The sequence below is a fragment of the Ensifer sp. NPDC090286 genome (assembly GCF_044769565.1).
GTDB lineage: Bacteria > Pseudomonadota > Alphaproteobacteria > Rhizobiales > Rhizobiaceae > Ensifer.
In genome coordinates, this window is record NZ_JBIVYF010000001.1 from 643356 (window position 1) to 657149 (window position 13794).

General features: G+C 62.2%; 7 protein-coding genes. 2 read left to right on the forward strand and 5 right to left on the reverse strand.

Annotated features, from left to right (window positions below):
• Positions 1-75: 75 nt before the first annotated feature.
• From ACIQUG_RS03210 to uvrA, 4 genes are all read right to left on the reverse strand, one after another.
• Positions 76-3873 (reverse strand): vitamin B12-dependent ribonucleotide reductase, encoded by a 3798-nt coding sequence (locus tag ACIQUG_RS03210; protein ID WP_402317307.1) that lies wholly within the window; start codon positions 3871-3873, stop codon positions 76-78.
• A gap of 787 nt (positions 3874-4660) precedes the next feature.
• A complete protein-coding gene (locus ACIQUG_RS03215) occupies positions 4661-5464 on the reverse strand; it encodes a DUF72 domain-containing protein (RefSeq protein ID WP_402317310.1) in 804 nt (267 codons plus the stop codon).
• Positions 5465-5507: 43 nt separating this feature from the next.
• The gene (locus ACIQUG_RS03220; protein WP_402320544.1) at positions 5508-5960 is read right to left on the reverse strand and encodes a GNAT family N-acetyltransferase; all 453 of its coding nucleotides are present in this window, start codon (positions 5958-5960) and stop codon (positions 5508-5510) included.
• 41 nt (positions 5961-6001) lie between these two features.
• Entirely contained in the window at positions 6002-8923 is a 2922-nt protein-coding gene (gene uvrA / locus ACIQUG_RS03225; RefSeq protein WP_402317313.1) for an excinuclease ABC subunit UvrA, read from the reverse strand.
• Between the two features lie 279 nt (positions 8924-9202).
• Between uvrA and ACIQUG_RS03230 the strand changes: the two genes are divergently transcribed.
• The gene (locus ACIQUG_RS03230; protein WP_402317315.1) at positions 9203-9766 is read left to right on the forward strand and encodes a single-stranded DNA-binding protein; all 564 of its coding nucleotides are present in this window, start codon (positions 9203-9205) and stop codon (positions 9764-9766) included.
• A gap of 111 nt (positions 9767-9877) precedes the next feature.
• On the opposite strand, the gene ACIQUG_RS03235 is transcribed toward ACIQUG_RS03230, so the two are convergent.
• Positions 9878-10507, reverse strand: a complete 630-nt coding sequence (locus ACIQUG_RS03235) for a MarC family protein (RefSeq protein ID WP_402317318.1) — start codon at positions 10505-10507, stop codon at positions 9878-9880.
• A gap of 420 nt (positions 10508-10927) precedes the next feature.
• On the opposite strand from ACIQUG_RS03235, the gene gyrA reads away from it, so the two are divergent.
• Positions 10928-13708: a DNA gyrase subunit A gene (gene gyrA / locus ACIQUG_RS03240; protein ID WP_402317321.1), complete on the forward strand. Its 2781-nt coding sequence runs from the start codon at positions 10928-10930 to the stop codon at positions 13706-13708.
• Positions 13709-13794: the final 86 nt, after the last annotated feature.

The following is a 13794-nucleotide window of genomic DNA, read 5'->3' on the forward strand; positions in this document are numbered from 1 at the left end:
AGTGGCGGCACACCCCATGCCTAGGGTGTGTCGCCACAGTAAAGCATTATTAGTAACAATGCCTCTCTGCTAGCTTCAAGAGCAGCCGCTCGTCGCGCCGCAGGTGTCGCACTTCTCGCAGGTGCCGTTGCGCACCATGGTGAAGTTCTGGCACTCGGTGCACATGTTGCCGGTGTAGCCCTGCATGATCGAGCGGGCGCGGCGTTCGGCTTCCACCTTCTTGGCATCCGACTTGGCCGATGCCGCTTCGGCGGCCGCCTTGTCGGAGAAGAGGGCGGTGACTTCCTGCTCGACCTCGTCGGCGATCTCTTCTGCCAGCTCTGCGGCGCGCTCTTCATAGTCGCGCTTGAAAGCGACGATTTCTGAAGTGGCGATCGCGGTCGTCGTTTCCAGCTTGCGCACCGTGTTGCCGGCGATCGCCGTCACAGTCGCGCCCGAGGAGGCGCGAGCGGGAGCACCCGTCAACGAGCCCTTGGGCTCGCTGGAGGCCCGGTCGCCGGTGCCGCCGACGATCGTCGGCTTGTAGCCGCGGGTCCAGCCGGTCGAGATCAGGTTGGTCTTGCCTTCCTGGATGCCCTTGCCGAGTGCGGTGTTACCGAAATCGGACGTGTCCACATGAGCAAGATCGTGACGGCCGAGATAGGAAACCGCCAGTTCGCGGAAGACGTAGTCGAGGATCGACGTCGCGTTCTTGATCGCGTCGTTGCCCTGGACCATGCCGGCCGGTTCGAACTTGGTGAAGGTGAAGGCCTCCACATATTCTTCGAGCGGTACGCCGTATTGCAGGCCGAGCGAGATGGCGATCGCGAAGTTGTTCATCATCGCACGGAAGGCGGCGCCTTCCTTGTGCATGTCGATGAAGATCTCGCCGAGGCGGCCGTCACCGAACTCGCCGGTGCGCAGATACACCTTGTGGCCGCCGACGACGGCCTTCTGGGTGTAGCCCTGGCGGCGGTTCGGCAGCTTTTCGCGGGCGCGGATCACCTTCTCGATGACGCGCTCGACGATCTTCTCGGTGATGGTGACGGCCTGGGCGGCGGCGGGGGCCTGGATCAGGTCCTCCAGCGCATCCTCGTCCTTGTCGTCCTCGATCAGCGAGGCGTTCAGCGGCTGCGACAGCTTGGAGCCGTCGCGATAGAGCGCGTTGGCCTTCAGCGCCAGCTTCCACGAAAGCATGTAGGCGTTCTTGCAGTCCTCGACGGTCGCCTCGTTCGGCATGTTGATCGTCTTGGAGATCGCGCCCGAGATGAACGGCTGGGCCGCCGCCATCATGCGGATGTGGCTTTCGACCGACAGGTAGCGCTTACCGATCTTGCCGCAGGGGTTGGCGCAATCAAAGACGGGCAGGTGTTCGTTCTTGAGGAACGGTGCGCCTTCCAGCGTCATCGCGCCGCAGACGTGGATGTTCGCCGCTTCGATGTCCTTCTTGGAGAAGCCCATGTGGTCGAGCAGGTTGAAGTCCATCGAACCGAGCTGTTCGTCGGTGACCTTCAGCGTGCCCTTCAGGAAGTCGGCGCCGAGCGTCCACTGGTTGAAGACGAACTTGATGTCGAAGGCGCTCTTCAGAGCGGCGTTGACCGCCTCCACCTTTTCGTCGGTGAAGCCCTTGGCCTTCAGCGTCGACGGGTTGATCGCCGGCGCCTGGTTCAGGTTGCCGTGGCCGACGGCGTAGGCTTCGATCTCGGCGATCTGGCTCTCGCCGTAGCCGAGCGAGCGCAGCGCTTCGGGAACGGCGCGGTTGATGATCTTGAAGTAACCGCCGCCGGCGAGCTTCTTGAACTTCACCAGAGCGAAGTCAGGCTCGATGCCGGTCGTGTCGCAGTCCATGACGAGGCCGATCGTGCCGGTCGGCGCGATAACGGTTGCCTGGGCGTTGCGGTAGCCGTGCTTCTCGCCGAGTTCCAGCGCCTTGTCCCAGGCGCTCATGGCGTGGATGACGAGGTCCTGGTCCGGGTTGTCTCCGTGGATGAGCGCGACCGGGTTGACCGACAGCGCTTCGTAACCGGTCGTCTCGCCATAGGCGGCGCGGCGGTGGTTGCGAATGACGCGCAGCATGTTGTCGCGGTTCGGCGCAAAGCCCGGGAACGGGCCGAGCTTCTCGGCCATCTCGGCCGAGGTGGCGTAGGAGATGCCGGTCATGATCGCGGTCAGCGCACCGGCAATCGCGCGGCCTTCGGCGCTGTCATAGGGAATGCCCGAGGACATCAGCAGACCGCCGATATTGGCGTAGCCAAGGCCGAGCGTGCGGTATTCGTAGGAAAGCTCGGCAATCTCGCGGGACGGGAACTGCGCCATCATGACGGAGACTTCGAGAACGATCGTCCACAGGCGGACGGCGTGCTCGTAGTCGGCGATGTTGATGCGCTTGGTCGCCGCATCCTTGAACGTCATCAGGTTCAGCGAGGCGAGGTTGCAGGCTGTGTCGTCGAGGAACATGTACTCCGAGCACGGGTTCGACGCGCGGATCGGGCCGGCGGCGGGGCTCGTGTGCCAGTCGTTCATCGTCGTGTTGAAGTGCAGGCCCGGATCGGCCGACGCCCAGGCGGCGTAGGAGATCGATTCCCAGAGGTCGCGTGCCTTCAGCGTCTTCATCACACGGCCGTCCTTACGGGCGGTCAGGTGCCAGTCGCCATCGGTTTCGACGGCGCGCAGGAAGTCGTCCTTGATCGAGACGGAGTTGTTGGAATTCTGGCCCGAAACCGTGAGGTAGGCTTCCGAATCCCAATCGGTGTCGTAGGTCTTGAATTCGAGGTCCTTGTAGCCCTGCTTGGCGAACTGGATGACGCGCTGGACGTAGTTTTCCGGAACCAGAGCCTGCTTGGCGGCGCGGATTTCGCGCTTTAGGGCCGGGTTCTGCTTCGGATCATAGCAGGCGTCGTCCGTGCCGTCGCAGTTGACGCAGGCCTTCATGATTGCCTTCAGGTGCTTGGCGACGACCTTGGAGCCGGTGACGAGGGCAGCAACCTTCTGCTCTTCCTTGACCTTCCAGTTGATGTATTCCTCGATATCCGGATGGTCGATATCGACGACGACCATCTTGGCGGCGCGGCGGGTGGTGCCGCCCGACTTGATCGCGCCGGCGGCGCGGTCGCCGATCTTCAGGAACGACATCAGGCCGGAGGACTTGCCGCCGCCCGAAAGCTTTTCGCCTTCGCTGCGCAGATAGGAGAAGTTGGAGCCGGTGCCAGAGCCGTACTTGAACAGGCGCGCTTCACGCACCCAGAGATCCATGATGCCGCCTTCGTTGACGAGATCGTCACCGACCGACTGGATGAAGCAGGCATGCGGCTGCGGGTGCTCGTAAGCCGACTTCGACTTCGTCAGCTTGCCGGTGAAGGGGTCGACATAGAAGTGGCCCTGGCCGGGGCCGTCGATGCCATAGGCCCAGTGCAGGCCGGTGTTGAACCATTGCGGCGAGTTCGGCGCGACGCGCTGCGTGGCGAGCATGTAGGCAAGTTCGTCCTGGAAGGCGGAGGCGTCTTCCTCGGTATCGAAGTAGCCGCCCTTCCAGCCCCAATAGGCCCAGGTGCCGGCCAGGCGATCGAAGACCTGACGGGCGTCGGTTTCGGAACCGTATTGCTCATCCTTCGGCAGCGCCTTCAGCGCATCCGTGTCGGGAACAGCGCGCCAGAGGAAGGAGGGGACATCGTTCTCCTCGACGCGCTTCATCTTGGCGGGTACGCCGGCCTTGCGGAAATACTTCTGCGCGAGAATGTCGGCGGCAACCTGGCTGAACTGAGCCGGCACGTCGATATCGGCAAGCCGGAAAACGATCGAACCATCGGGGTTCTTGATTTCACTCGTAGCCTTGCGGAATTCGATCTCCGCATAGGCGGATTGCCCGGCTTTTGTGAAACGACGTTCGATCTTCATTGTCCCTGGTCCTTCGTGTTGCCTAGCGCCCGCCACAGGCGCAATTGTCCCCGCCGGGCCGCGAGGGGCATCCCGCAGCCAGTCTCAGCTTCCGTCCTTGGAGAGAAACCCATAACTGGGTGACCCTGTATCTTGTGAGATAGGCTGGCTGCAAATACTAAATATAGTATCAACAACTTCTTCAGGCCAGCCAAATATTGCCCCGGTGGACCCGAAAAATCGCACAAAAATCCTCAGGGCGACCCCATGGTGAAATCCATGACTGCCGCCTTTCAGAACCGCCGATTTTGGGAGAGGAACCGGGACTTGAACAATCCGGTCCGCCGCCGTTGCAACGTGAAATCCATTAACCGTGAATCGTCCGGGGGCGTCAAGGGGTGGTTTGTGACGGAAGTTTGAGCCCTAGATGTTGTGTGGGTCAGCTGTGGAAAACGGGGACATCGGCCAATGCCATGAAAATCAGGCACTTCCGGAGGTTGCCTGTGAGACTGACGCAACGGTCGGCGCGCAAACGAAATTTTGACGGGTAAAAACCCGCATAAAAAGTGTCCCTTACGGCAAGCTCGGTTGCGTCAGCGAAAGCGATATGGGGTGGGGCAGTGATTCGTTTTTAGCGGTCCGGTAAGCACCGGCATTTGGTTCACAGCCGCCGTCGGTGCAGCCCGCGACACGGCTGAACATCGACGTCCTGCGACAGGCCTGGGACCAACGCGTGGGAGGCCTCTTGGGCGCCGATGCGCCCCCAAGCGGGCCAGACGCGTCTGCGCGCAATCTGGCCCCGCTGATGTCAATCGACCCGCTTTTGCAGCTCGCGTGCGCCGTTCGGCGCATTCACCTTGCCCTCGGTGATGAAGTAGGCGAACACGTCGCGCGGTTCCTTCTTGGCCTTGCGATCAGGCGCACTTTTCTCAAGGCCGCTCGGCTCGCCGCCGGCTGCAAACGCCTTGGCGCGGTCGGCCCAGAGGTCGAGCTTGTCGGCGGCATAGCAAGTCTTGATCTCGTCGCTGCCCTTCTGCAGGCGGAGATAGACGAAATCGGCGGTGACATCGGCGATCATCGGATAGTCCGCATGTTCGGCAAGCACGACGGCGACGCCGTATTTCTCCAGCAGCGAGACAAAATCCGCAGACTGGAAGGTCGGGTTGCGGACCTCGACCACATGGCGCAGCGGCAAGCCGTCCTGTTTCTCCGGTAGAAGCTTCAAAAAGCCTTCGAAATCGTCGGGCTCGAACTTCTTCGTCGGCGCGAACTGCCAGAGGATGGGGCCGAGATGGGGTCCAAGCTCGGTCAGGCCCTGCGTCAGGAAACGCTCCATGGATTCACCGGCTTCCGACAGAACCTTGCGGTTGGTGACGAAGCGGCTCGCCTTCAGGGAGAAGATGAAATCGTCGGGCACTTCCGACGCCCACTTGGCGAAGGTCTCCGGCTTCTGCGACGAGTAATAGGTGCCGTTCACCTCGATCGCCCGCAGCTCTTTGCCGGCAAATTCAAGCTGCCGCTTCTTTGCCAGTGTGTCGGGATAGAAGGTGCCTTCCCAGGGCTCGAAGGTCCAGCCGCCGATACCAACGCGAATCTTTCCGGATTTTGCCATGCCATCCTCCTCAACGACGGCCATCGCTTGACCGCCTACTTTTTTACTCTTTGATCGATTTCGTCATGTCCACGAGTGTCCACCCTGGACGATAGGGATTGGGTCGGCGACCCGTTTCTTGAAATCCATAGGCGCGATAGAGCGCAATGTTTCGCTCCATGCGTGAATTGGTGTAGAGCCGCACCTCCGGCAAGCCCCACTCGGCCGCCTTGGCATCCACGAAGCGCAGCAATTCGATACCGAGCCCCTGGTGCTGATAGGCCGGGGCAACCGCCAGGCTGAAGATCATAAGGTGATCGGCGTGCCGTTCGACAACGGCAAGCGCCGACACGGCCTCATTTCGCTCCCGAAGCCAGACTTCGCCGCGAAGGATACGAGGCGCGTAGTCTTCCGTGACCGGGAGCGGCGGCCCACCAAGCAGCGCCTGATAGGGCTCATAGGCCGCCTCCGTCACGCTCTGCACGGCGGCCAGATCTTTGAGACGAGCAGGCCGCATCATGCCAACACTCCTAAAGCGCGCCGACCAGATCGGCAGATTTACTCCGCCGCTTCGACCTTCTTCATCGGCCGGCGCTCCAGCAGCTCCTTCAGGAACTGACCGGTATAGGACCGCTTCTCTTTCACGATCTCTTCCGGCGTGCCCTTGGCGATGACCTCGCCGCCGCCGTCGCCGCCTTCAGGGCCGAAGTCGATCACCCAGTCGGCGGTCTTGATGACTTCCAGATTGTGCTCGATGACGACGACCGAATTGCCCTGGTTGACCAGCTCATGCAAGACTTCAAGAAGCTTGGCTACATCGTGGAAATGCAAGCCGGTGGTCGGCTCGTCGAGGATATAGAGCGTGCGGCCGGTCGAGCGCTTCGACAGTTCCTTGGCGAGCTTGACGCGCTGGGCTTCACCGCCCGAAAGCGTGTTGGCCTGCTGGCCGACCTTGATATAGCCGAGACCGACCTGGTTGAGCGTGACGAGCTTGTCGCGCACCGAGGGAACGGCGGCGAAGAAGTCGACGCCTTCCTCGACGGTCATGTCGAGCACGTCGGCGATCGACTTGCCCTTGAAATGCACATCGAGCGTTTCGCGGTTGTAGCGCTTGCCATGGCAGACGTCGCAGGTGACGTAGACATCCGGCAGGAAGTGCATCTCGATCTTGATGACGCCGTCGCCCTGGCAGGCCTCGCAGCGCCCCCCCTTGACGTTGAAGGAGAAGCGGCCCGGCTGATAGCCGCGCGCCTTTGCCTCCGGCAGGCCGGAAAACCAGTCGCGGATCGGCGTGAAGGCACCTGTATAAGTCGCCGGGTTCGAGCGCGGGGTCCGGCCGATCGGCGACTGGTCGATGTCGATCACCTTGTCGATATGCTCGAAGCCATCGATGCGGTCGTGCTCGGCCGGGTTTTCGCGCGCGCCCATGATGCGGCGCGCCGCTGCCTTGTAGAGCGTCTCGATCAGGAAGGTCGACTTGCCGCCGCCGGAGACGCCGGTAACCGCGGTGAAGACGCCGAGCGGGATCGAGGCGGTGACGTTCTTCAGGTTATTGGCTCGGGCGCCGACAACGGTGATTTCCTTTTTCTTCTTCGGCTTGCGGCGTTCGGAGGGAACGGCGACCGAAAGCTCGCCGGACAAATATTTGCCGGTCAGCGATTTCGGATTGGCCATGATGTCCGACGGTGATCCTTGCGCGATGACCTCGCCGCCGTGGATGCCGGCAGCCGGGCCGATATCGACGACATAGTCGGACGTCAGGATCGCGTCCTCGTCATGCTCGACGACGATCACCGTGTTGCCGATGTCGCGCAGATGCCGAAGCGTGTCGAGTAGGCGGGCGTTGTCGCGTTGATGCAAGCCGATTGACGGCTCGTCGAGCACGTAGAGAACGCCTGTCAGCCCCGAGCCGATCTGCGAGGCCAGCCGGATGCGCTGGCTTTCACCGCCTGAAAGCGTTCCGGAATTGCGCGACAGGCTCAGATACTCAAGACCGACATCGTTGAGGAAGCGCAGCCTGTCGCGGATTTCCTTCAGGATACGGACCGCGATTTCGTTCTGCTTGGCATTCAGACGTTCCGGCAGGGCCTCGAACCAGTCACGGGCGATGCGGATCGACATCTCGGTCACCTGGCCGATATGCAGCTTGTCGATCTTGACCGCCAGCGCTTCCGGCTTCAGGCGGAAACCGGCGCAGGCCGGGCAGGGCGCAGCCGACATATAACGCTCGATCTCCTCGCGCGCCCAGGCGCTGTCAGTTTCCTTCCAGCGGCGCTCGAGGTTGGGCACGATGCCTTCGAAGTTCTTGGTGGTGTTGTAGGAGCGGGCGCCATCCTCGTAATGGAAGACGATTTTTTCTTCCGTTCCATGCAGGATCGCGTTCTGCGCCGCAGCCGACAGCTCGTTCCAGCGGCTGCCGAGCTTGAAGCCGAAGACCTTGCCGAGCGCTTCCAGTGTCTGGTTGTAGTAGGGCGACGACGATTTCGCCCAGGGCGCAATTGCGCCGTCGCGCAGCGTCCGATGCTCTTCCGGAACGATCAGCGCCGTATCGATCTTCTGCTGGCTGCCGAGACCGTCGCAGGTCGGGCAGGCGCCGAAGGGATTGTTGAACGAGAACAGCCGCGGCTCGATCTCGGAAATGGTGAAGCCTGAAACCGGGCAGGCGAACTTTTCCGAAAACAGCACGCGCTCGTGGGTTTCGTTCAGCGACTTGTTGGCCGAACCGCCGGCAGCGGTCTCCTCGGGTGGCAACGGCTTGTCGGCGAATTCGGCGACGGCGAGGCCATCGGCGAGCGTCAAGCAAGTCTCAAGGCTGTCGGCAAGGCGCGAGGCGAGGTCGGGCCGCACGACCACGCGGTCGACGACGACGTCGATGTCGTGCTTGTACTTCTTGTCGAGCGCCGGAACCTCGGCGATTTCGTAGAAGGTGCCGTCGACCTTGACGCGCTGAAAGCCCTTCTTCATCAGCTCGGCGAGTTCCTTCTTGTACTCGCCCTTGCGGCCGCGCACGAGCGGCGCAAGGATATAAAGACGCGTGCCTTCGCCGAATGCGAGCACCCGGTCGACCATCTGGCTGACCGTCTGGCTTTCGATCGGCAGGCCCGTCGCCGGCGAATAGGGAACGCCCACGCGCGCAAAGAGCAGGCGCATATAGTCGTAGATTTCGGTGACCGTACCGACCGTCGAGCGCGGGTTGCGCGAGGTCGTCTTCTGCTCGATCGAGATCGCCGGCGACAGGCCGTCGATCTGGTCGACATCCGGCTTCTGCATCATCTCGAGGAACTGGCGCGCATAGGCCGAAAGGCTTTCGACATAGCGGCGCTGGCCTTCGGCATAGATCGTATCGAAGGCAAGCGACGATTTGCCCGAGCCGGAAAGGCCGGTCATCACGATCAGCTTGTTGCGCGGCAGATCGAGGTCGATGCCTTTCAGATTGTGCTCGCGCGCACCACGAATGGAGATGGTCTTGAGTTCACTCATCGGAAGCCAGCTTTTGCATGTCGGTTGAAAGCCCCCTATGTAATGACGCTAACGCCCATGTCGAGGCGCAATCGGCAAAACAGGCGGCCAATTCGAGTCGGTTGACAGGATCATAGCCAAATACTAGAACAAATAAAGAACAAATCGCTCATAAAACGACCAAAACTGTTGTGGATTATGTGTGAGGCGGGGCGTATCGGCGGGTTCAGACCGCTAAGATGCGCGCTCTTGAAATTCCAAGCCGGGCCGACGGTCCGGTGAAACCACGGGAAAAGCAACATGGCTGGAAGCGTCAACAAGGTGATCTTGATCGGAAATGTCGGGGCAGACCCGGAAATCCGGCGCACGCAGGACGGCCGGCCGATCGCCAACCTGCGCATCGCAACCTCGGAAACCTGGCGCGACCGCAACAGCGGCGAGCGCAAGGAAAAGACGGAGTGGCACCAGGTGGTGGTGTTCAACGAAGGCCTCTGCAAGGTCGTCGAGCAGTACGTCAAGAAGGGCGCCAAGCTCTACATCGAAGGCGCGCTGCAGACCCGCAAGTGGCAGGATCAGAACGGTAATGACCGCTATTCGACCGAAGTGGTCCTGCAGGGCTTCAACTCGACGCTGACCATGCTTGACGGCCGCGGCGAAGGCGGCGGCTCCGGCGTCAGCCGTGGCGGCGGCGGTGGAGCCGGCGACTTCGGCGGCGGCGGCAACTATGGCGGTGGCGGCGGTTACGACGATTACGACCAGCCGCGCAAGCCCTCCGGCGGCGGTCGTTCGGGCGGTGGCCAGGGCGGTCAAGGCGGCCAGGGTGGCGGCTTCTCGCGCGACATGGACGACGATATCCCGTTCTGATCGCAAGCGGATCCTTTTGACGAAAAACGCCACGTCGCAAGGACGTGGCGTTTTTTTGTTTCCGGTCTTCGTCGACGGCGTCGGGCAAAGAATGCGCGCGGCCGTCCGACCTCAGCTCGTCATCGCGGATTTGACGCCGTCGACGACGAACTGCACGGCGAGTGCTGCCAGGATCACGCCGAGCAGGCGGGTGAGGATGGCGCGGCCGGTGACGCCGAGAAAGCGGTCGATGCGCTCGGCGATGACGAGCGCCAGGAAAAGGCTGACGATCGACAGCGCGATGACGATGATGAGCTGGGTACGCTCGACGGCGGTCGGGAACGATCCGGCAAGCAGGATCGTCGCCGAGATCGCACCGGGGCCGGCGATCAGCGGCAGGGCGAGCGGGAAGACCGCGATGTTGTGGATGTGATCCTTGGTGGTCGCGTTCTCGCCGGTCTTTTCCTTGCGCTCCTGGCGCTTCTCGAAAATCATCTCGAAAGAGATCCAGAAGAGCAGCAGGCCGCCGGCGATGCGGAAGGCGCCGATCGAGATGCCGAGCAGGCCGAGGATACCGTTGCCGAAGAGTGCGAAGGCCGCGAGAATGAAGAAGGCGATCAGCGAGCCGCGTGTGGCCACCTGAAAGCGTTCCTGGCGGCTGAGCCCGACCGTGAGGCTCAGGAAGATCGGCGCAAGGCCGGGCGGATCGAGCGTGACGAGAAGCGTTGTAAGCGCATTGACCAACAGGTCGACATTGAACATCCGTTTCCCCTTCCGGATTTTGCCCCGGGTTTTCCCGGTGGCATGGTGCATTGTTAGGCAAGCGGCACTGGCTTGGGAAGGGGGCGACAAACAAAGTCTCAGCAAGGGCTTAATGAGCAATCGCTGCGCCCAGGTGGGGCGCAAACGGGCGCCGTGGACGTCGTTGGCGGCCCGGCTCTTCCGATTTCGCGCGCCATGCCCTACAAAAGCCTGCTCCGGCGGCAAAAGACTGTTCACAACTGCCGTGCGGCTCATCGGTCCCTGCTGGGATAACCGCGTGAATCGCACAGCGAATCAAGGCATTACAAGGACATCTTCACAGTCCGACGGGCAAGTGGCGCCAAAGGCCGCAAATTGGCGCTTCCGATGGCAATCCGCTATAAATATCCGACTGATTCTGAACAAAGATCGTGATCACCATTGACTGAGCAAAGCACCCCCGGCGGCGGAAAAACTCCGCCAGGCATCGAGCCGATTTCCATCATCGAGGAAATGCAGCGGTCCTATCTCGATTACGCGATGAGCGTTATCGTCAGCCGCGCGCTTCCCGACGTGCGTGACGGTCTGAAACCCGTGCACCGCCGCATCCTCTACGGGATGAGCGAGCTCGGCATCGACTGGAACAAGAAATACGTCAAATGCGCCCGCGTGACCGGGGACGTGATGGGTAAGTACCACCCGCACGGCAACGCCGCGATCTACGACGCGCTGGCGCGCATGGCGCAGGACTGGTCGCTCCGCCTGCCGCTGATTGACGGCCAGGGCAACTTCGGCTCCGTCGACGGCGACCCGCCGGCAGCCGAGCGCTACACCGAATGCCGCCTGCAGAAGGCCGCCCATTCGCTGCTCGACGACCTCGACAAGGAAACGGTCGACTTCCGCGACAACTATGACGGCACCCTGCAGGAGCCGGCAGTCGTTCCCGCGAAGTTCCCGAACCTGCTCGTCAATGGCGCCGGCGGCATCGCCGTCGGCATGGCGACGAACATTCCGCCGCACAACCTGGTCGAGGTCATCAACGGCTGCATGGCGCTGATCGACAATCCGGCGATCGAACTGCCGGAGCTGATGGAAATCATCCCCGGTCCGGACTTCCCGACCGGCGCGCTCATCCTTGGACGTTCGGGCATTCGCTCGGCCTATGAGACCGGCCGCGGCTCCGTCATCATGCGCGGCCGCGCGCATGTCGAGCCGATGCGCGGTGACCGCGAGCAGATCATCATCACCGAGATCCCGTTCCAGGTGAACAAGGCGACGATGATCGAGAAGATGGCCGAGCTGGTGCGCGAGAAGCGCATCGAGGGCATCTCGGACCTGCGCGACGAATCGGACCGCCAGGGCTACCGCGTCGTCATCGAACTCAAGCGCGACGCCAATGCCGACGTCATCCTGAACCAGCTTTACCGCTACACGCCGCTGCAGACCTCGTTTGGCTGCAACATGGTGGCGTTGAACGGCGGCAAGCCGGAGCACATGACGCTGCTCGACATGCTGCGCGCCTTCGTCTCGTTCCGCGAGGAAGTCGTTAGCCGGCGCACGAAGTACCTGCTGCGCAAGGCACGCGACCGCGCCCATGTGCTCGTCGGCCTTGCCATCGCGGTTGCCAACATCGACGAAATCATCAAGCTCATCCGCCATGCGCCGGACCCGCAGACCGCGCGCGAGCAGTTGATGGAGCGCCGCTGGCCGGCCCATGACGTCGAGAGCCTCATCCGCCTGATCGACGACCCGCGTCACCGCATCAACGAGGACGGCACCTACAACCTCTCGGAAGAGCAGGCCCGCGCCATTCTCGATCTGCGCCTGCAGCGCCTGACAGCGCTCGGCCGCGACGAAATCGGCGACGAACTCAACAAGATCGGCGAGGAAATCAAGGATTACCTCGACATCCTGTCGTCGCGCCTGCGCATCATGAGCATCGTCAAGGACGAACTCGTTGCCATCCGCGACGAGTTCGGCACTCCGCGCCGGTCCGAGATCATGGAGGGCGGCCCCGACATGGACGATGAGGATCTCATCGCCCGTGAAGACATGGTCGTGACCGTCTCGCATCTCGGCTACATCAAGCGCGTGCCGCTGACGACCTATCGCGCGCAGCGCCGTGGCGGCAAGGGCCGCTCTGGCATGGCGACCCGGGACGAGGACTTTGTTACCCGGCTATTTGTTGCCAACACCCACACGCCGGTTCTGTTCTTCTCCTCGCGTGGCATCGTCTACAAGGAGAAGGTCTGGCGCCTGCCGATCGGCACGCCGCAATCGCGCGGCAAGGCTCTGATCAACATGCTGCCGCTGGAACCCGGCGAACGCATCACGACGATCATGCCGCTGCCTGAGGACGAGGCGACCTGGGAAAACCTCGACGTCATGTTCTCGACGACGCGCGGCACGGTTCGCCGCAACAAGCTGTCGGACTTCGTCCAGGTCAACCGCAACGGCAAGATCGCGATGAAGCTCGAGGAAGAGGGTGACGAGATCCTCTCCGTCGACACCTGTACGGAGCGTGACGACGTCATGCTGACGACAGCGCTCGGCCAGTGCATCCGTTTCCCTGTCGACGACGTGCGCGTTTTTGCCGGCCGTAACTCGATCGGCGTTCGCGGTATCAACCTCGGCGACGGCGACCGCATCATCTCGATGGCGATCCTTGGCCATGTCGAGGCCGAACCGTGGGAGCGTGCGGCCTATCTCAAGCGCGCAGCGGCGGAACGTCGGGCGACGAACGGCGACGAGGAAGAAATCGCCCTGGTCGGCGAGGAAGTCGCTGACGGCGGAGAACTGTCGAACGAACGCTTCGAGGAACTGAAGGCACGCGAACAGTTCGTGCTGACGGTCTCGGAGAAGGGCTTCGGCAAGCGCTCGTCATCCTACGATTTCCGCACCTCGGGCCGTGGCGGCAAGGGCATCCGTGCCACCGACACCTCGAAGACGACGGAAATCGGCGTTCTTGTTGCTGCCTTCCCGATCGAAGACAACGACCAGATCATGCTCGTCTCCGATGGCGGCCAGCTGATCCGCGTGCCGATCAATGGCGTCCGGCTAGCGAGCCGCGCGACCAAGGGCGTCACCATCTTCTCGACCGCCAAGGATGAGAAGGTCGTGTCGGTCGAGCGCATCAGCGAGCCGGAAAGTGACGAAGAGGAAGGCGAAGAGGCGGCCGTCGAGAACGGCGCAGCGGATACGCCAGCCGAATCCGAGGATTAAGCGCTCGGCTTTAAGTATCAAGGAAACAGAAAGCCCGCCATTTTGGCGGGCTTTTTCGTGGGTCGGCGCCAGTATCGAGCCGTCGG

Coding starts and splice junctions, on each gene's coding strand:
- ACIQUG_RS03210 (WP_402317307.1), bottom strand. CDS start 3,873: ATGAAGATCGAACGTCGTTTCACAAAAGCCGGGCAATCCGCCTATGCG.
- ACIQUG_RS03215 (WP_402317310.1), bottom strand. CDS start 5,464: ATGGCAAAATCCGGAAAGATTCGCGTTGGTATCGGCGGCTGGACCTTC.
- ACIQUG_RS03220 (WP_402320544.1), bottom strand. CDS start 5,960: ATGCGGCCTGCTCGTCTCAAAGATCTGGCCGCCGTGCAGAGCGTGACG.
- uvrA (WP_402317313.1), bottom strand. CDS start 8,923: ATGAGTGAACTCAAGACCATCTCCATTCGTGGTGCGCGCGAGCACAAT.
- ACIQUG_RS03230 (WP_402317315.1), top strand. CDS start 9,203: ATGGCTGGAAGCGTCAACAAGGTGATCTTGATCGGAAATGTCGGGGCA.
- ACIQUG_RS03235 (WP_402317318.1), bottom strand. CDS start 10,507: ATGTTCAATGTCGACCTGTTGGTCAATGCGCTTACAACGCTTCTCGTC.